General features: G+C 70.6%; 15 protein-coding genes and 1 pseudogene. 8 read left to right on the top strand and 8 right to left on the bottom strand.

Annotated features, from left to right (window positions below; all coding sequences use genetic code 11):
- Window positions 1-347: 347 nt before the first annotated feature.
- The 4 genes from QZ483_RS07410 to QZ483_RS07425 all read left to right on the top strand — a co-directional run bounded on the left by QZ483_RS07410 (window position 348) and on the right by QZ483_RS07425 (window position 5,207).
- Window positions 348-980: a 50S ribosomal protein L25/general stress protein Ctc gene (locus QZ483_RS07410; protein ID WP_297082498.1), complete on the top strand. Its 633-nt coding sequence runs from the start codon at window positions 348-350 to the stop codon at window positions 978-980.
- A 105-nt stretch (window positions 981-1,085) separates the two neighbouring features.
- Window positions 1,086-1,658 (top strand): aminoacyl-tRNA hydrolase, encoded by a 573-nt coding sequence (pth, locus tag QZ483_RS07415; protein WP_297082499.1) that lies wholly within the window; start codon window positions 1,086-1,088, stop codon window positions 1,656-1,658.
- Window positions 1,659-1,896: 238 nt separating this feature from the next.
- Entirely contained in the window at window positions 1,897-2,640 is a 744-nt protein-coding gene (locus tag QZ483_RS07420; protein WP_297082522.1) for an HAD family phosphatase, read from the top strand.
- A complete protein-coding gene (locus QZ483_RS07425) occupies window positions 2,637-5,207 on the top strand; it encodes a glycoside hydrolase family 65 protein (protein ID WP_297082501.1) in 2,571 nt (856 codons plus the stop codon). Before QZ483_RS07420 ends, QZ483_RS07425 begins: the two co-directional genes overlap by 4 nt.
- Before the next feature lie 20 nt (window positions 5,208-5,227).
- Here the strand turns inward: QZ483_RS07425 and QZ483_RS07430 are convergent, their stop codons facing one another.
- The 7 genes from QZ483_RS07430 to QZ483_RS07460 all read right to left on the bottom strand — a co-directional run bounded on the left by QZ483_RS07430 (window position 5,228) and on the right by QZ483_RS07460 (window position 13,070).
- Window positions 5,228-6,895, bottom strand: a complete 1,668-nt coding sequence (locus QZ483_RS07430) for an HNH endonuclease signature motif containing protein (RefSeq protein ID WP_297082503.1) — start codon at window positions 6,893-6,895, stop codon at window positions 5,228-5,230.
- A 209-nt stretch (window positions 6,896-7,104) separates the two neighbouring features.
- Window positions 7,105-7,899, bottom strand: coding sequence for an amino acid ABC transporter ATP-binding protein (locus QZ483_RS07435; protein ID WP_297082505.1), 795 nt, complete (start codon window positions 7,897-7,899; stop codon window positions 7,105-7,107).
- A complete protein-coding gene (locus QZ483_RS07440) occupies window positions 7,899-8,765 on the bottom strand; it encodes an amino acid ABC transporter permease (protein ID WP_297082525.1) in 867 nt (288 codons plus the stop codon). Before QZ483_RS07440 ends, QZ483_RS07435 begins: the two co-directional genes overlap by 1 nt.
- Before the next feature lie 92 nt (window positions 8,766-8,857).
- Window positions 8,858-9,730, bottom strand: coding sequence for an ABC transporter substrate-binding protein (locus QZ483_RS07445; RefSeq protein ID WP_297082508.1), 873 nt, complete (start codon window positions 9,728-9,730; stop codon window positions 8,858-8,860).
- A 93-nt stretch (window positions 9,731-9,823) separates the two neighbouring features.
- Window positions 9,824-10,264: a cupin domain-containing protein gene (locus QZ483_RS07450; protein ID WP_297082510.1), complete on the bottom strand. Its 441-nt coding sequence runs from the start codon at window positions 10,262-10,264 to the stop codon at window positions 9,824-9,826.
- Window positions 10,261-11,616, bottom strand: coding sequence for an amidohydrolase family protein (locus QZ483_RS07455; RefSeq protein ID WP_297082513.1), 1,356 nt, complete (start codon window positions 11,614-11,616; stop codon window positions 10,261-10,263). Before QZ483_RS07455 ends, QZ483_RS07450 begins: the two co-directional genes overlap by 4 nt.
- Window positions 11,613-13,070 carry an adenosylhomocysteinase gene (locus tag QZ483_RS07460; protein ID WP_297082515.1) on the bottom strand — a complete coding sequence of 486 codons (1,458 nt, stop codon included), beginning with the start codon at window positions 13,068-13,070 and terminating at the stop codon, window positions 11,613-11,615. Before QZ483_RS07460 ends, QZ483_RS07455 begins: the two co-directional genes overlap by 4 nt.
- A 56-nt stretch (window positions 13,071-13,126) precedes the next feature.
- Between QZ483_RS07460 and QZ483_RS07465 the strand changes: the two genes are divergently transcribed.
- Window positions 13,127-14,017, top strand: a complete 891-nt coding sequence (locus QZ483_RS07465) for a helix-turn-helix domain-containing GNAT family N-acetyltransferase (protein WP_297082516.1) — start codon at window positions 13,127-13,129, stop codon at window positions 14,015-14,017.
- Between the two features lie 31 nt (window positions 14,018-14,048).
- On the opposite strand, the gene QZ483_RS07470 is transcribed toward QZ483_RS07465, so the two are convergent.
- Window positions 14,049-14,399, bottom strand: a complete 351-nt coding sequence (locus QZ483_RS07470) for a hypothetical protein (protein WP_297082517.1) — start codon at window positions 14,397-14,399, stop codon at window positions 14,049-14,051.
- A 131-nt stretch (window positions 14,400-14,530) separates the two neighbouring features.
- On the opposite strand from QZ483_RS07470, the gene QZ483_RS07475 reads away from it, so the two are divergent.
- The 3 genes and pseudogenes from QZ483_RS07475 to QZ483_RS07485 all read left to right on the top strand — a co-directional run.
- On the top strand, window positions 14,531-14,776 hold the full coding sequence (locus QZ483_RS07475) for a type II toxin-antitoxin system Phd/YefM family antitoxin (RefSeq protein ID WP_297082518.1): 246 nt from the start codon (window positions 14,531-14,533) through the stop codon (window positions 14,774-14,776).
- Complete coding sequence (locus QZ483_RS07480) at window positions 14,773-15,198, top strand: type II toxin-antitoxin system VapC family toxin (protein ID WP_297082520.1); 426 nt, start codon at window positions 14,773-14,775, stop codon at window positions 15,196-15,198. Before QZ483_RS07475 ends, QZ483_RS07480 begins: the two co-directional genes overlap by 4 nt.
- A gap of 100 nt (window positions 15,199-15,298) precedes the next feature.
- Window positions 15,299-16,466: pseudogene (locus tag QZ483_RS07485) on the top strand (hypothetical protein); the annotation flags it as partial.

A 16,466-nucleotide genomic window follows, 5' to 3' on the forward strand; every position in this document is an offset into this window, starting at 1 on the left:
TGCCGCCGTTCAGGTCCGCGTCGCCCGCGAACGGGATGCGCGCGATGAGGAAGCCGAGGATCAGGTGCAGCACCCCGGAGACGGCATACCCGGCACGGGCACCCCTCTCCCAGGCCTGGCCTGCAGAGGTGGTGGAGCGGGCTGCGCTGGTGTCGGTCATGAACGGTGCAACCCCGGTCGCGCCCGCAATCATTCCCCGGCGCGACGGGCCGCCGCGCATCGGGTAAACTGTTCCAGTTCCTCGGCGAGGGAGGCCCACCGGGCGCTCCGTGATCGACGCGGCAGATGCACGATGCAGCCTGCCTTGCCGTGGCCGCACCATCTGACCGCTAACCGAGGAGAACCTCATGGCTGACAAGCTCAAGCTCGACGCTGAGTCCCGCACCGAGTTCGGCAAGGGCGCCGCCCGCCGCATCCGCGCGAACGACAAGATCCCCGCCGTCATCTACGGCCACGGCGAGGACCCGCTGCACGTCGTGCTCCCGGGCCACGACACGATGATGGCCCTCAAGAACCCGAACGCGCTGCTCACCGTCGTGCTCGACGGCGACAAGCACCTCGCGATCGCGAAGGACATCCAGCGCGACCCGATCCGCCCCGTCATCGTCCACGTGGACCTGCTGACGGTCAAGAAGGGCGAGAAGATCACCGTCGACGTGCCCGTGCACCTCGAGGGCGAGTCCGAGCCCGGCACCATCCACGTGCTCGAGAACGCGTCGCTGCAGTTGCTGGTCGAGGCGACGCACATCCCCGAGTACCTCACGGTGTCGCTGGACGGCATGGGCGAGGGCGACAAGCTCATCGCGTCCGAGGTCACCCTGCCCGAGGGCTCCGAGCTCGCGGTCGACGGCGAGACCCTGGTCGTGCACGTCACCGTGCCGCGTCAGGCCGCCGAGGACGAGGAGACCGAGGCTGCTGAGGGCGAGACCGCCGCGGCCGCGGACGAGGCCGCCGAGGCCGCCGAGGGCGACGACGACTAGTCTGCTTCCATGCGCAGCGCCCGTCACCAGTGGTGGCGGGCGCTTCGTATGGGACGGGACGGCACAGCTGGTCCCGTCGGAGACGGCGGGACGGCAGAGGAGACCATGACTGCGCTGGTGATCGGCCTGGGCAACCCGGGCGACGACTACGCCGCGACGCGCCACAACGTGGGCCAGATGGTGCTGGAGGAGCTCGCGACGCGTGGAGGCGGGGCGCTCTCGATCCACAAGAAGACCCGCACCCGTGCCGCGACGGTGCGGCTCGCCGCGCAGCCGGTAGTGCTGGGCGCGCCGATGTCCTTCATGAATGTCAGCGGCGGTCCCGTCTCGTCGCTCGCGAAGTATCACTCCGTGGACCCCGCCGCAGTCATCGTGATCCACGACGAGCTCGACATCCCGTTCGGCGACGTGCGTCTCAAGCGCGGCGGCGGCTCGGGTGGGCACAACGGTCTCAAGGACGTGACCAAGGCGCTCGGCACCCCCGACTACGTGCGAGTGCGCGTGGGCATCGGGCGTCCGCCGGGGCGCATGGAGCCGGCGGCCTTCGTGCTGAAGCCGTTCGGTTCGACCGAGCGCGCGGAGCTGCCGTTCCTCATCGACACCGCGGCCGATGCGGTCGAGGCTGTTCTCGCGGACGGGCTCGAGTCCGCTCAGCAGCGCTTCCACACGCGCTCCTGAGCGCACGCGCGGGTGCCCGACCACGCATCGGCCGTCCCCTGAGCGGTCCTCGCCCGCGCATCGGCCCTCCCGCGAGCGGTGCCCGGAAGCTCAGCGACCCCGCATCGGTCCGTGTGGCAGAACTGGGAATGGACACAACCCGGGTCACCGTCACTACTATCGAAGTGCCGCCACCGGCCCGACGTACGCGCCTGCGTGACCACCACGACGACCGCATGAGGGAGAACGTGTGACCACCATCGACAACGCCTGGGCAGTCCCCCAGATCGCGGACCGCCGCTTCGGCGCCGCACTGTTCGACCTGGACGGGGTCCTGACCCCCACCGCCGAGGTCCACATGAAGGCGTGGAACCGGATGTTCACCGACTACTTCACGGCGCGCGGGGTCACGCCCGCCTACACCGATGACGACTACTTCGCGTATGTCGACGGCAAGCCACGGTACGACGGCGTCCGCGCCTGCCTGGCCTCGCGAGGCGTCGTGCTGCCCGAGGGCACTCCCGAGGACGCGGCGGGCACGGAGACCGTGTGCGGCATCGGCAACACCAAGAACGATGCGTTCGAGGCGATCCTTCACGACGAGGGCGTCGCCCCCTACCCGGGCTCCGTGGCGCTGCTCGACCACCTCGAGGCTCTCGGCACCGCGATGGCCGTCGTGTCGAGCTCGCGCAACGCCCCAGCCGTGCTGAAGGCTGCTGGGATCGCGCACCGCTTCGAGATCGTGGTGGACGGCAACGTGGTCGCGACCGAGGGCATCCGCGGCAAGCCCGCGCCCGACATGTTCGAGCTGGCCGCGCAGCGGCTGGGTGTGGCCGACGCGGACTCCGTGGTGGTGGAGGACGCCCTGTCGGGCGTCGCCGCGGGTGCGGCCGGTGACTTCGGCCTCGTGGTCGGGGTCGACCGTGGTGCGGGCGCCGATGCGCTCAGGGCCGGGGGCGCGGACATCGTGGTCGAGGACCTCGCGGAGCTGGTGGGCGAATGAAGGCGGCGAAGCGACCGCTCGGCGATACCAGCGCACCGGAGTATCTGGACCGGTTGCGGTTCCCGATCGATCCGTGGCGGCTGATCGAGACCGAGTTCTCCAAGGATGACCTCGGTGTCACGGAGACGCTCTTCGCGGTGGGCAACGGCTACCTGGGCCTGCGCGGCAACGTCGAGGACGGGCACGACGCCCACGCACACGGCACGTTCATCAACGGCTTCCACGAGACGTGGAAGATCCTGCACGCCGAGGAGGCCTACGGCTTCGCACGCACCGGCCAGACCATCGTCAACGTTCCGGACCCGAAGATCATCCGGCTGTACGTCAACGACGAGCCGCTGCTGCTGTCCATCGCTGACCTCGTGAGCTACTCGCGAGTGCTCGACATGCGCGAGGGCGTGCTGGCGCGCGACCTGCTGTGGCGCACGCCGTCCGGCAACCGCGTGCGCGTCCGGTCCAAGCGCATGGTGTCCTTCGCGCAGCGCCACCTCGCGGTCATGACCTTCGAGGTCACGCTGCTGGACGAGGAGGCGCCCATCGCGATCTCCTCGCAGATGCTGAACCGCCAGGCCGGCCTCGACGAGTACCGCGCCAACCCGTCGCCCGACGTGATCGCGGATCCGCGCAAGGCCGAGAAGCTCGAGAAGCGGGTGCTCGAGCCACGTCTGCACCACGCCCAGGACGATCGGATCGTGCTGGGCTACCAGTCGGCGGCTTCGGGCATGACGCTCGCCGCGGCGATGGAGCACTGGGTCGAGTTCGACGACGAGTACGACCGCGTGACCGAGGTCGAGGAGGACTACGCCAAGCACGTGTTCCGCGCGCGTGCCAAGCCCGGGCAGACCTTCACGCTGACCAAGGTCGTCAGCTATCACACGTCTCGCGTGGTGCCGCCTCGAGAGCTCGCCGACCGCTGCAACCGCACGCTCGACCGGGTGCGGTCCGAGGGCATCACGTCGCAGTTCGAGGACCAGCGCCAGTGGCTCGACGACTTCTGGAGCCGATCCGACGTCGAGATCGGCGGCGATGACGGCGTCCAGCAGGCGGTGCGGTGGAACCTGTTCCAGCTCGCCCAGGCCGCTGCCCGCGGCGACGGCCACGGGGTGGCCGCGAAGGGTGTCACGGGCTCCGGCTACGGCGGTCACTACTTCTGGGACTCCGAGGTCTACGCGCTGCCGTTCTTCACCTACACGTCGCCGGTGATCGCGCGGAACGCGCTGAGGTATCGCTACCGGATGCTCGGGGCCGCCGAGCGGCGAGCCAGCGAGCTCGCCCAGAACGGCGCGCTGTTCCCGTGGCGCACGATCAACGGCGAAGAGGCCTCGGCCTACTACGCCGCCGGAACCGCGCAGTATCACATCGATGCCGACATCGCGTATGCGATCGACAAGTACGTGCGGGCGACGGGGGACGATGACTTCCTGGCCCGCGAGGGGATCGACATCCTCGTGCAGACGGCGCGCATGTGGGCGGATCTGGGCTTCTGGCGCACCATCCCGGGCGATGGGGACTCGTTCCGCATCCACGGCGTGACCGGGCCGGACGAGTACACCACCGTCGTGAACGACAACCTCTACACGAACGTCATGGCGCGCTTCAATCTGCGGTGCGCCGCGGGAGCCGTGCGCAAGCTCAAGGACAGGTGGCCGGATCAGTACGCGCGGCTCACGTCCCGGCTCGGCGTCAGCGATGAGGAGACCGCCGAGTGGGATCGCGCTGCGGACGGCATGGCGATCCTGTGGGACGACCAGCTGGGCATCCACCCCCAGGACGCGCTGTTCAACGAGCGCGAGGTCTGGGACCTGGCGAACACGCCTGCCGAGAAGCGTCCACTGCTGCTGCACTTCCACCCGCTGGTGATCTACCGCTTCCAGGTCCTCAAGCAGGCCGACGTGGTGCTCGCGCTCTTCCTCCAGGGCGATCAGTTCACCAAGGAGCAGAAGAAGGCCGACTTCGACTACTACGACCCCATCACCACCGGCGACTCGACGCTGTCGGGAGTCGTGCAGTCGATCATCGCGGCCGAGGTGGGCTATCACGAGCTGGCGCAGCGGTACTTCTGGGACAGCCTGTACGTCGACCTGGGCGACCTGCACGGCAACACTGCTGATGGCGTGCACGTCGCCTCGACGGGAGGTGTGTGGTCGGCGCTCGCCTACGGCTTCGGCGGGTTCCGCGATCAGGGCGACGTGCCGACGTTCGACCCCCGCCTTCCGGTGGGCTGGGATCACCTGACCTTCCGGTTGGCGCAGCGAGGGACGCGCGTGCGCGTGACGATCCGTCAGGCCGACATCACCTTCACGATCGAGGAGGGGCCTGGGCTGACGGTCGAGGTGCGCGGCGAGCGCTTCAGCCTCACGCAGCTGCAGCCACTCGTCGTGCCGCTTGAGGACCATGGCCCGCGCATCGCGGGCGCCCCGGACGCGACGGCGTACCACGGCACGGTCCGCGCGGACGGCACGGTGATTCGCCCGTCGCTGCCCGCGAGCGTCCACGACGAGACCACGGTCACCCACGAGATCAAGCTCGACGAGGTGGTTCACCACTACTCCGAGGACGAGGAGTAGGCGCCGCCGGAGCGCCACCCTCAGAGCAGCATCAGGTGGTCGTCCGGTGGTGGTGTGTCGAGCCAGCCGGCGGTGTGGGTCGCCACGCGCGGCCGGACGCTCGGCTTCCCCGTGGCGGGCAGCGGGCCCGGTGAGTCAGGCCTCATCGCCGACCTCGGTTCGGCGCCGGGCACACCTGTCCCAGGGGACTCAGGGTTGCTCGCCGGCTCCCCGTCGGGCCTGGCTGCGGCCGGCGTTGGCGCATCGAGAGGTGCCGCGGCCCCATCGAGCTCGCGCCTCTCTCTCGCCGTGACCCCGAACCGGGCGCGACCGCCCAGCCGCCAGGGTCGCTTCGGATCCACCGTCCCGGGTGGTCTGAAGTACACGTCCGTCAGAGTCGCGTCGATCTCCCAGCCGCCGTGATGGATCGTCTGGTGACACGCGACGCAGAGCATCAGGCCGTTGTCCAGGTCCGAGCGGCCTCCGTCCTTCCACCACTCGATGTGATGAGCCTCGCAGTAGGACGGGGGAGCGCCGCACATCGCGCAGCCGCCGTCGCGCTCCAGGAACGCCACGCGCTGAGCCGAGGTGAACAGCCGCTCCTCGCGGCCCACGTCAAGAGGCTCGGAGTCGCCACCGAGGATCACCGGCAGGTAGCCGGCATCCACACCCATGCGCCGCAGCTGACCAGCGGGGATTGTCCCGCCGCCATCGATCTCGGCGACGCCCACCCCAGTCCGGAGCGCTTCGAGGTCCACGCGCACCTCGACCCGGGTGGTGGCGTGGCTCAGGGGAGCCTTGTCGCACCCGAGCATGTGCTTCGCCCACGCCACCAGCGCATCGGCACGGATCTGCCCGGCCGAGCGCTTGTCCTCCGCGATCTGATCGTCGCGGCGCGCGCGGAACGCGTCCTTCACCGCCCCCTCGAGCGCCGCCCGCACCGGTGCCGCCGCAACCGGGTCCAGGAGGCCGTTGATCTGGACCGCGCCGTCCTTGCGCTCCGTGATGATCACGTGGCGTGAGGCGTGGATCTCCTGCTGCTGCCTCTCGGCGACGGACGCCTGCAGCGTGTGCTGGAAGCGGCGCACGATGGGGGCGAGCTGCTCGACCGAGAGCCCCTGCGCCTTCTCCACAAGGCGCTTCTCGGCAACCCGGATCTGCTCGACGCTGGCGTCGGTCCGAGCCGAGTCCAGCATCGAGGTGATGAGCGCGGCAGCCGCCGAGGAGAGCATCCCAGAGGCGAGCGCGGAAGCCACCAGCGGGTACACAGGCGTCTCTGGCTCGGGGAGCGGCAGGCCAGCGGCGGCCGCGTCCTCGGTATCCTGGCGGAGCTTCTCCGCCTCACCGAGCGTGGTGCCCGTCTTGATCAGGTCCTTCGCGTCCCGCCGTGAGCCGCCCGTGATGCCGGCGATGAACCTCTCCGGCGTGGTGTGCCCGTTCTTGCGGGCGAGACCCTTGCGCCCGAACTCCGGCGCCGACCGGCGGCCCACCTCCGCGGCGGCCGTCGCGACCATGATGTCCCATTCCTTGCGAGCGGCGACGGTCGCGTGCTGGAGCTCGAGCAGGGCGCCCTCCGAGAGGTCCCGGACACTCGCCGCCGAGATCAGCGCGCGCGCCGCCTCTCGCGCGGCGCGGTCAGCGTCGAGCGCGCGTGCGAGCTCTGCCGGCACATCGCTGAAGCCGGCGGCGGTCTCGGTGGTCGAGGTCATGGCTCCAGTCAAACACTGACCTCTGACATGGGAAGATGCCTGGTACGAAACTGTGGAGAGGGCAAAGGCGACAAGTCCTGTGGACGGCCATCGCATCGGCCCGATGCCATTCGTGGCGGTGCGAAATCGCTCGCCTCAGCCCTTGGGCGAGCGAAATGGATCCATTTCTCTCGGGAAGGGGAGGTGGAAGGAGGGCGACCGGAAGGCGCTCAGCGATGCATCACACGCGCGAGGAACTCGCGCGTGGCCTCCTCGCGCGGCGACCCGAAGATCTCCTCCGGCGTGCCCTGCTCAAGAATCCGCCCCTGGTGCATGAACACCACGCGATCGGCGACGTCTCGTGCGAAGGACATCTCGTGCGTCGCCATGAGGATGGTCGACCCCGAGTCCCCCAGAGACCGCACCAGGTCCAGCACCTCGCCCACGAGCATGGGGTCCAGCGCGGACGTGATCTCGTCCAGCAGGAGCAGCTCCGGATCCGTGAGGATCGCCCGGACGATCGCGACGCGCTGCTGCTGGCCGCCTGAGAGCCGGTCGGGGTAGTCGTCGACCTTCTCCCCGAGCCCGATCCTCTCGAGCATCTCCTCGCCGCGTGCCCGCGCATCGGCCGCAGGCATGCCGTGGACCCGCCGCGCCGCGAGCGTGACGTTGTCGATGACCTTCATGTGCGGGAACAGGTTGAAGTGCTGGAAGACCACGCCGATGCGCGCGCGGGTCGCGTCCACGTCCACGCGCGGGTCCGTGATGTCGTCGCCGCCGAGGACGATGCGCCCGTCGTCGATCTGCTCGATCAGGTTGATGGTGCGCATCAGCGTCGACTTGCCGGAGCCCGAGGCCCCGATCACCACGACCACCTCGTGGCTCGCGATCTCGAGATCCACGCCGCGCAGCACCAGGTTGTCGCCGAAGGACTTGCGCACGCCCTCGAGCGCGAGCACGGTGGAGCGCTCGGGGGAAGCAGAGGAGGCGGGTGAGGCAGGGGACGAAGAGGAGGAGTCTGACATCACACCGTCCCGCCCATCTGCTCGCGCTGCGCCATCCGCTTGGAAACATAGTCAGTCAGCCGAATGAACGGCAGGCTCAGCGCGATGAACAGCAGCGCCGCCACGACATACGGCGTGAAGTTGTACGTCGCGGCCACATCGATCTGCGCCGCCCGGATCGCGTCCACCGCGCCCAGGATTGAGATCAGCCCCACGTCCTTCTGCATCGACACGAAGTCGTTCATCAGCGGCGGGACCACCTTGCGCAGCCCCTGCGGGATCACCACGAGTCGCAGCGTCTCGCCGTGCGACAGCCCCAGCGACCGCGCGGCCACGCGCTGCGACGGGTGCACGGCCTCCATGCCGGCGCGCAGCACCTCGGCCACGTACGCGGAGTAGCACAGCGTGATCGCGATGGTGCCCCACACGGCCGCGGGCAGGCGGGGGAAGATGTCCAGCGCGGGGATGCCGAAGCCCACCAGATACAGCACGATCAGCACCGGCATCCCGCGGAACATGTCCGTGTAGATGGTCGCGATCGCGCGCAGCGGGAACCACACTGGCCCGCGCAGCGAGCGCATCACCGCGAGCAGCGTGCCCAGCACCGCCACGCCGATCACCGCGAAGAACAGCGCGCGGATGTTCAGCCACAGACCCTCGAGCACGTCGGGGAACGAGTCCCGCCCGATCTCGAGGTTGAAGAACGACTCCTTGACCGCGTCCCACCCCGGGGAGTTCACCAGCGCGACCCACACCACCGCGGTGAAGACCAGCGTCGAGACCGCCGCGATCAGCACAGAGCGGGCCGATGCGCGCTTGCGGTAGCGACGACGGTCGAGTTCGAGGTCGCTCGGCTCCCAGTCGTGGTGGCCGGAGGCGCCGGGCATGCCCGGGGCACCGTGGGTAGCCCCGGGCGCTCCGTCAGTCATCGGTTCAGTATGGCGCAGGAGGCGCTAGCCGGGCGGGTACGGAGCAGCCGTCAGTCGAGCACGGGCACGTCGACCGAGGCCGACAGCCACTCCGACTCGATCGCGGCGAGCGTGCCGTCCTGGCGCAGCGCGTTGACGGCCTCCGTCACCGCGTCCGTGTTGGGCGAGTCCTTGGGCAGCACCAGGCCGAAGTCGTCGCCGCCCTCGGAGGTGTCGAACTGGCCCAGGATCAGGCCGCCCTCGAGCTCGACGCCTGCGAGGTAGAACGCGGACGGCAGGTCGATCACGAACGCGTCGATCTGGCCGGAGTTGAGCGCGAGCACGGTGTCCTCGGCCGAGTTGAACACCGCGAGGTTGTCCTCGCCCAGCTGGTCCGCGGCGACGGTGTACGAGGTGGTGCCGGAGGGCACGCCCACCATGTACTCGGACAGTTCCGCGATCGCGGTCGCGCCCTCGGCGGCCGAGCCCTCGACCGTCACGACCGCCTGCGTGGTCGTGTAGTACGGCGACGAGAAGTCGACCGCATTGCGGCGCTCATCGGTGATCGAGAACTGCTGCAGGTTGAAGTCCCAGTCCTTCGGGCCGGGCGCGATCGCTGACTCGAAGGACGTGCGCACCCACACGACGTCCTCGGCGGCGAAGCCCAGCTCCTCGGCGACGGCGTAGGCAATCGCGGCCTCGAAGCCCTCTCCCGACTCGGGGGCGTCGTCGATGACCCACGGGTAGTAGGCGGGCTCGCCGGTCGCGATGGTCAGCACGCCCTCGGTGAAGGTCTCGAGCGCGGGCGAGTCGCCGGCGGCCGGCGTGGTCGCGTCGGCGGTCGGGGCGTCGTCAGCGTCACCCGAGGACGAGCAGCCGGCGAGCGTCAGAGCGCCCACCGCGACGGCGGCGAGAACAGGGCGGCGGAAGGAAGCGGTGTTCATGGTGTCTCCAGTGATGTCGTGGAGCGGGGTCGCCATTGATCGCTCGGGTGCTGATCGCTCGCACGCTGATATCTCAGGTGCTGACGAGTCATCCTACTGGGACGGCTCGGCCAGCCTCCAATCGGCGAAGTCGAAGCCGGGCGTCACCATGCAGCTCACCAGGCACTCCTCGTCCGCGGCGAGAGCGGCCGACTGCCACACCCCGGCCGGCACCAGGCACTGCGCGACCTCACCCTCGCTCAGGTGAGGTCCCAGCCGCACGACGCGCGCATCGGCCTCCACGGGTCCCTCACCCGACCCTCCCAGCCGCAGCTCGAGCGCGCCCGGGCCGTGCCACAGCCACAGCTCGTCGGAAGTGACGACGTGCCACGCGCTCGCCTCGCCGGGCGTCAGCAGGTAGTGGATGAGCGTCACCGCGGGCCGCGCGCCGCCGTCCGTGTCGACGGGTGTGGGGGAGGTGTAGGTGCGCCGGAACCAGCCGCCCTCGGGGTGGGGCTCCAGGCGGAGGGCCGATGCGGTGGCCGGGACGGTCATGCGGGCTCGCCTGAGACGGGGGTCGGGGAGGGCGCGGCGGGCGGCGAGGCGACGCCGGTCGCCTCCGCGAACGCGGCGGTCGCGTGGCGCACGCGCCCCGCGACGACGGTCGCGGCGGCCCGCCCCTCGCCGGACTCCGCGAGACGGGTGAGGGTCTCGGTGACGCTCGTGACCGGAATGTCGAAGAACGCGAGGTCCGCGACGGCTCCCACGGCCAGGTATCCCGTGCGCTGCGGCCCCTCGTCGATGCCCATCGCGTGCGCGCCGCCCAGCGTCGCGGCGCTCAGCAGGCGCTCCGCGAGATCCTCGCCCGAATACCCCTGAGAGCGCGCAATGCGGAACAGCTCCGCGACGTCTGCCAGGGGGTCGAGCGACGGCGACGACGACAGCGAGTCCGTGCCCACCGCGATGGGACTGCCCTCGCGCAGGTACGCGGCCACCGGCGGAGCGTCCAGCCCGATCACAGCGTTCGACCGCGGGCAAAGCGCCACGGTGGTGCCGCGCGCGCGCAGGATCGCGCGGTCGCGCTCGCTCATGTAGACGCCGTGCGCGATGTGGCAGTCGGGGCCCAGCACGCCCAGGTGGTCCACGTAGTCGGTCGCCGAGGTCCCGAATCCCGCCTGCCGCAGCTCCGCCAGCGACCCCATGCCCTGGCTCTGCCACGGCTCGGCCTGCTCGTGCGCGAACTCCTGCTCGATGCCGGACTCGCCCAGGTGAATGTGGATCCGGCTGCCGCGCTCGCGGACGATGTCCGGGATCTCGAGCAGCGGCACGATCTCGAGCGAGTACGGCGCGTGCGGGCTCAGCCCGGTGCCGGGTCGCGAGGGCAGCGAGTCCAGCGCGGCCTCGACCTCGGCGCGCCCGTGCGAGCGCCACTGCTCGTTGGTCCAGTCGATGACCTCCCAGTACGCGATGCCCGCGAGCCCGGCGTCGTGCAGCGCGTGCGCTGCCTCAGGATCCGTGACCACGTCCGCGGCCGCCGTCACGCCCGACTGAATGAGCATCGCCGCCCCGGCCGCCGCATCGGCCGCCCAGTCGTGCGGCCGTGCGTAGACGGGGTTGAAGCCCTTCGCCCAGTCCTCGAATCCCGAGTACGTCCGCTGACTCACCTCGCCCATGCCCGTGTACTGCAGGTGCGTGTGCGCGTTGACGAGCCCCGGCATCAGCACCCCCGGCCAGCGCACGTGCTCGACCGGCACTCCGCGTTCCGCGAGCGACTCCTCGACCCAGACCCGCTCGCCCACGTGCAGGATCTTCTCCCCGCGCACCGCGATCGCGCCGTCCAGGATGGGCGGTGCCGTCACCGGCACCACCAGGTCCGCGGAGTACAGCGTGACGGGGAAACCGGTCATGACAGGGCCGATGCGGTCGCTCGGTAGCGCGGCGACGTCCAGTCCTGAGGGCCGTCGGTCGAGGCGCCCCCGGCGCGAGTCGCGAGTCCGCGCTCGCTGGCTGCGACTGCGGCGACGCGCGCGACCGCGGTCGCCGACAGAGGGTGGACGCCCACACCCGGGCGCGTCTCGATGAGTTCGCGGACGGCCGCGAGCTGGGTCGCGAAGGACAGGTCCATGATCTCGATGGGGTTGCCTTCGGCGGCGGTGACGTTGATGCAGTTGCCGCGGTCCAGCACCAGCGTGCCGGTCTCGAGCGCGCGCTCCACGTGGTCGGTGACGGCCTCGAGCTCGCCCACGCCGTCGAGCACGATCTCGCCGGGGACGCCGCCGGCCACCGCGACCGCGCGCGCACCGCGGATCATGCCGGCGGAGACGGTCGCCGGGACGCCGGTCGCGGACACGACGAGCGCGCCGCGCGCGAGTTCGTCGGCCGGTCCCACCTCGAAGCCGTCGTGTGTGGCCAGCAGCGCGCGCACGGGGTCATGCTCGGCCACCATGACCTCGGCGCCCAGCGCCCTCAGGTGTGCGGCGACGCCCACTCCCACGGGACCGTACCCGATGACCAGGGCGGGCTGATCGCGGACGGTGACCCGCGCATCGGCCAACAGGTCCGCAATGGCCATCACGCACGACTGGCCCGTGCCGTAGCGGTTGTCGAAGCCGGTCTTGGTGGCGGCGTCATTGACGGCGACCACAGGGATCGAGAGCTCGCCCAGCGACTCCATGAGCCGCAGCGGCGTGAGGCCCGAGGTGGTCTCCTCGGTCGCGCCGATCCAGGGGCCCGTGAGCCCCTCCTCGTGCGCCAATCGGGTCAGGTGGCTGCCGTCGTCGACCAGGACGTCGAGGCCTCGACCCAGGAAGGTGAGGGCCGCGGCGCGTTCCTCCTCGGGGGCGAGCGTCGCGTCCGCGTCGCACGGGATGCCGCGCTCGCGCAGCGCCTGCGCGACCTCCGGGTCGGTCTCATCGGGGTGCGCGTAGACGGCAACCTGGGCACCCGCGTGCGTGAGCAGCAGGGCGAGGTTCGCCGTCTTGGGCTCGAGGGTCATCGAGAGGCCGATGCGCAGGTCGCGCACCGTCTCCGCGTGCAGGAGGTCGGTGGCCAGGTGGGTGGAGACGGGCATGTGGGCGCGCGCGAAGTCGATGCGCCCCGCGGCGTCGCCGCGGTCGGGAAGCGGTTTGCCGCCGAGCAGGATCTCGGTGGCGTCCGCGTCCTGGTGGATCACGAACTCGACCAGGTCGCGGCCGTGGAGGTCGTCGCCGACCAGCCGGGCGCCCATGCCTGCCGCCATGGTGCGCAGCGCGGAGGCGACGTCGCCGGTGCCGTCGACGCGCATCGGCCGCCCGGCGATGAGGAGGTTGGTGGCGCGCGCGAAGCGGCGCAGCAGGCGTTCCGCCTGCGACTGCGGGTTCATGCGTCAAGTGTAGGTTTCGGTTGCCCGATCGCAGGTACTTGACTAATGTCAAATATATGGATGATCGACTGGTGCAGACCTTCCGCGTGTTCCAGCGCACCGTGACCCGCGAGGTGGGCGCGCTGCAGGAGAACTTCCTGGGTCGCGGGCGCCCGTACGGCGTCTCGCGGCTGCTGTGGGAGATGGGCGACGGGCCGGTCGAGGTCTCGACGCTGCGCGAGCGCTTGGGCCTGGACGCCGGCTACGCCTCGCGCCTGCTCAAGGCGCTCGAGGACGAGGGGCTCGTGGTCGTGGCGCCCAGCCCCGACGACGCACGGGCGCGGGTGGTGGAGCGGACGGCCGTCGGGAGGGCCGAGGCGGCCGAGCTCGACGCGCGTTCCGACGAGACCGCCGCCGCGATGCTCGAGCACCTGACTCCGGAAGAGCGTCTCGAGGTCGAGCGGGCGGCGCGGATCGTGACGGCGGCCCTGGCGCGCCGCCACCTGACCATCGAGATCGAGTCGCCCGACTCCGCGGACGCGCACTGGTGCCGCGATCAGTACTTCGCGGAGATCGACGCCATCTTCCAGGCGGGCTACAACCCGGCCGCAGCGGTCTCCGCGACGGACGAGGAGCTGACCATGCCGCGCGGCGCGCTGCTGATAGCGCGGCTGCACGGCCAGCCGGTGGGATGCGGGGCGGTGAAGCTGCCGCCCGGTCAGCCCGCGCACCTCAAGCGCATGTGGGTGTCGCCGGCGGCGCGGGGGCTGGGCCTGGCCGGCCTGATGCTGACCCGGCTCGAGTCCATTGCGCGCGAGTCCGGCGCGAGCCAGGTGGGACTCGACACCAACTCCGCGCTCGCGGCCGCGAACGCTCTGTACGAGTCGCGCGGCTACGTCCAGGTGCCACGCTTCAATGACGAGACCCACGCGGACCGGTGGTACCTGAAAGACTGTGACGGGTCGTAGCGCCCGGCTCCATCCGAGGTGCGAGCGTGCGTCACGTCTCGTCCGGTGCTGTCACAGGGACCTCGGTGCCGGTGGCTCCGTCGATGAGGGCGCGGTCGCCCAGGGGTGCCTCGAGATCGATGCGCCACGACACGAGGGCGTCGCACCCCTCGTCGGCAGGCTCGACGTCGATGAGCACGGTCACCGTGTCGTCGTCCTCAAGCACTGACACGTCGAAGTCTTGTCCGCAGACTTCGTTGAGCGTCAGGACAACGGCGGAGTCGGTGGCGAGGCCCTCGGCGTGAGCGATGCGTGGTGAACCTGAGTCGTTCGAGCTCCCGCACGCGGTCGTGAGCGCGGCGAGCCCAACGACGGACGCCACGAGCCGGGCCGACGCTGCCATGACGCCACAGTAGGGGGCGCCGCCGTCTGCGCCAAGGGTCGAGGACGCTCACACTCGACCGGGCGCCGAGGATCCCGGAGCGCCTTGCCCATCGGCTAGTATAGCGATATCACTACACAGGAGGTGCCGTCGTGAGCGTGAGAACCTTCACCGCGCGTGACTTGAACCAGCGCTCGAGCCTCGTCACGCATGCTGTCGATGAGGGCTTCGACGTCATCATCACCAAGCACGGCAGGCCGGTCTACAAGATCACGTCCGTCTCTTCCGACGCGGCTGGACGGTCGTTGCTGGACGCCATGCGGGCGGCACCCGACACGTCCGCCGTTGATGTCACCTTCGAGCGCGCGCAAGGAGACCTCCGGGAGCTTGATCTGTGATCTACGCACTCGACACGAGCGTGGTCTCGGCTCTGCGCAGGAGCCATCCCGACGATCGTGCGGTGACCGCCTGGGCCGCGAGCGTCCCCATGGACAGTGTCTACCTTCCGGCGTTCGTGCTGACGGAGATTCGCGCAGGGGTGGACTCCCTGCGCCGGCGCGACCCAGCGCAGGCGGAGATCCTCGACGGCTGGCTTGACTTCCTCGTTGCCACCTACGACGGGCGGATCCTCGATTTCACCTTCGACGCCGCGATGCTCGCCGGTCACATGCTCGCGCGCCCGGACGCGCCCGGTGTCATGGATAGCCTGATCGCAGCGACTGCCCGCGCGCATGGCGCGACCGTCGTGACACGGAACGGCAAAGACTTCTCCCGCACCGGAGTCACGTGGGTCAATCCTTGGGCGGCCGACGCCGGGTGATCCCACCCGGGTGCACGCCGGAGCGCCCACACGTATCCGTGCACCGACCTAGGATGTCTGTGCCGGAGATTCCGGTCCTTTGGCATGCCCTGGAGGCGCTGTGACCCGTCCGCTGAGCGCGCTGCTCGCGAGCCTCGACCTGCCCGCGATCGGCGACGGAGCCCTCGTCGCCCCCGTCGCCGCCGCGCCCGCCCTGGTGGCGCGCACGGCCGCCGACGCCGGCGCCGTCACCCTCGTGGTCACGGCCACCTCGGGCGACGCGGACACCTTCGCGGCGGCTCTCGGCTCGTACCTGGACCCCGCCACGGTCACTGTCCTGCCCGCGTGGGAGACGCTGCCCCACGAGCGCCTCAGCCCGCGCTCGGACACCGTCGCCCGGCGCCTCGCGACGCTGCGCCGCCTCGCGCATCCGTCGCTGGTGGAGGACGAGGCCGGGCTGCCGCCGCTCAGCGTCGTGGTCGCGCCCCTGCGCGCCGTCCTGCAGCCCGTGATCCCTGGCCTCGCGGACCTCGCGCCGGTATCCCTGAAGACCGGCGACGTGCGCGATCTCACCGACCTCACCGACGCGCTCGCAGCCGCCGCCTACACGCGCGTCGACATGGTCGAGCGCCGCGGCGAGTTCGCGGTGCGCGGCGGGATCGTCGACGTCTTCGCCCCCACGGACCCGCACCCGGTCCGCATCGAGTTCTTCGGCGACGAGGTCGACTCGATGCGGTCGTTCTCGATCGCCGATCAGCGATCGCTCGCCGACGTCGACCGCCTGTGGGCGCCGCCGTGCCGCGAGCTGCTCATCACCGAGGACGTCCAGCGCCGCGCAGGTTCCCTCCAGGACGCCATCCCCGCCGCCGCGGACATGCTGGGCCGCATCGCGAGCGGTGTCGCCGTCGAGGGCATGGAGAGCCTCATCCCGGTGCTGGTCGACCGCCTGGTGCCGGTCACCGACGCCCTGCCGCGCAACGCGCGCATCGTCGCGATCGAGCCCGAGCGGCTCGCCCGCCGCGCCGAGGGGTTGGCCTTCAACGCCCAGCCCTACGAGCAGCTGGCCTTCGTGCTCACCCGCATGGGCCACCGCGGCGACGCCCAGACCGTGCTGATGGTGAAGGAGCGCCTGCTGCGCGCCGAAAACCGCAGGCTCCGCGCCGAGACCTCCGGCATCCGGGTCCGCTGGCTGATGATGTGGCTCTCGGACGTGGTGCTGCGCTTCACCGTCGGCTACGGCTACCGCCCCGGACGCTCGGGCGCCTTCGCCGCCGTGCTCATCGCCCGCC

Origin of the sequence: uncultured Demequina sp. (assembly GCF_913055775.1) — a bacterium.
Taxonomy (GTDB): Bacteria; Actinomycetota; Actinomycetes; order Actinomycetales; family Demequinaceae; genus Demequina.

What these genes read in the sequence shown, in the direction of transcription:
- pth (WP_297082499.1), top strand. Translation starts at nt 1,086, where the DNA reads ATGACTGCGCTGGTGATCGGCCTGGGCAACCCGGGCGACGACTACGCC.
- QZ483_RS07425 (WP_297082501.1), top strand. Translation starts at nt 2,637, where the DNA reads ATGAAGGCGGCGAAGCGACCGCTCGGCGATACCAGCGCACCGGAGTAT.
- QZ483_RS07455 (WP_297082513.1), bottom strand. Translation starts at nt 11,616, where the DNA reads ATGACCGGTTTCCCCGTCACGCTGTACTCCGCGGACCTGGTGGTGCCG.
- QZ483_RS07445 (WP_297082508.1), bottom strand. Translation starts at nt 9,730, where the DNA reads ATGAACACCGCTTCCTTCCGCCGCCCTGTTCTCGCCGCCGTCGCGGTG.
- QZ483_RS07435 (WP_297082505.1), bottom strand. Translation starts at nt 7,899, where the DNA reads ATGTCAGACTCCTCCTCTTCGTCCCCTGCCTCACCCGCCTCCTCTGCT.
- QZ483_RS07440 (WP_297082525.1), bottom strand. Translation starts at nt 8,765, where the DNA reads ATGCCCGGCGCCTCCGGCCACCACGACTGGGAGCCGAGCGACCTCGAA.
- QZ483_RS07410 (WP_297082498.1), top strand. Translation starts at nt 348, where the DNA reads ATGGCTGACAAGCTCAAGCTCGACGCTGAGTCCCGCACCGAGTTCGGC.
- QZ483_RS07465 (WP_297082516.1), top strand. Translation starts at nt 13,127, where the DNA reads ATGGATGATCGACTGGTGCAGACCTTCCGCGTGTTCCAGCGCACCGTG.
- QZ483_RS07460 (WP_297082515.1), bottom strand. Translation starts at nt 13,070, where the DNA reads ATGAACCCGCAGTCGCAGGCGGAACGCCTGCTGCGCCGCTTCGCGCGC.
- QZ483_RS07450 (WP_297082510.1), bottom strand. Translation starts at nt 10,264, where the DNA reads ATGACCGTCCCGGCCACCGCATCGGCCCTCCGCCTGGAGCCCCACCCC.
- QZ483_RS07470 (WP_297082517.1), bottom strand. Translation starts at nt 14,399, where the DNA reads ATGGCAGCGTCGGCCCGGCTCGTGGCGTCCGTCGTTGGGCTCGCCGCG.
- QZ483_RS07430 (WP_297082503.1), bottom strand. Translation starts at nt 6,895, where the DNA reads ATGACCTCGACCACCGAGACCGCCGCCGGCTTCAGCGATGTGCCGGCA.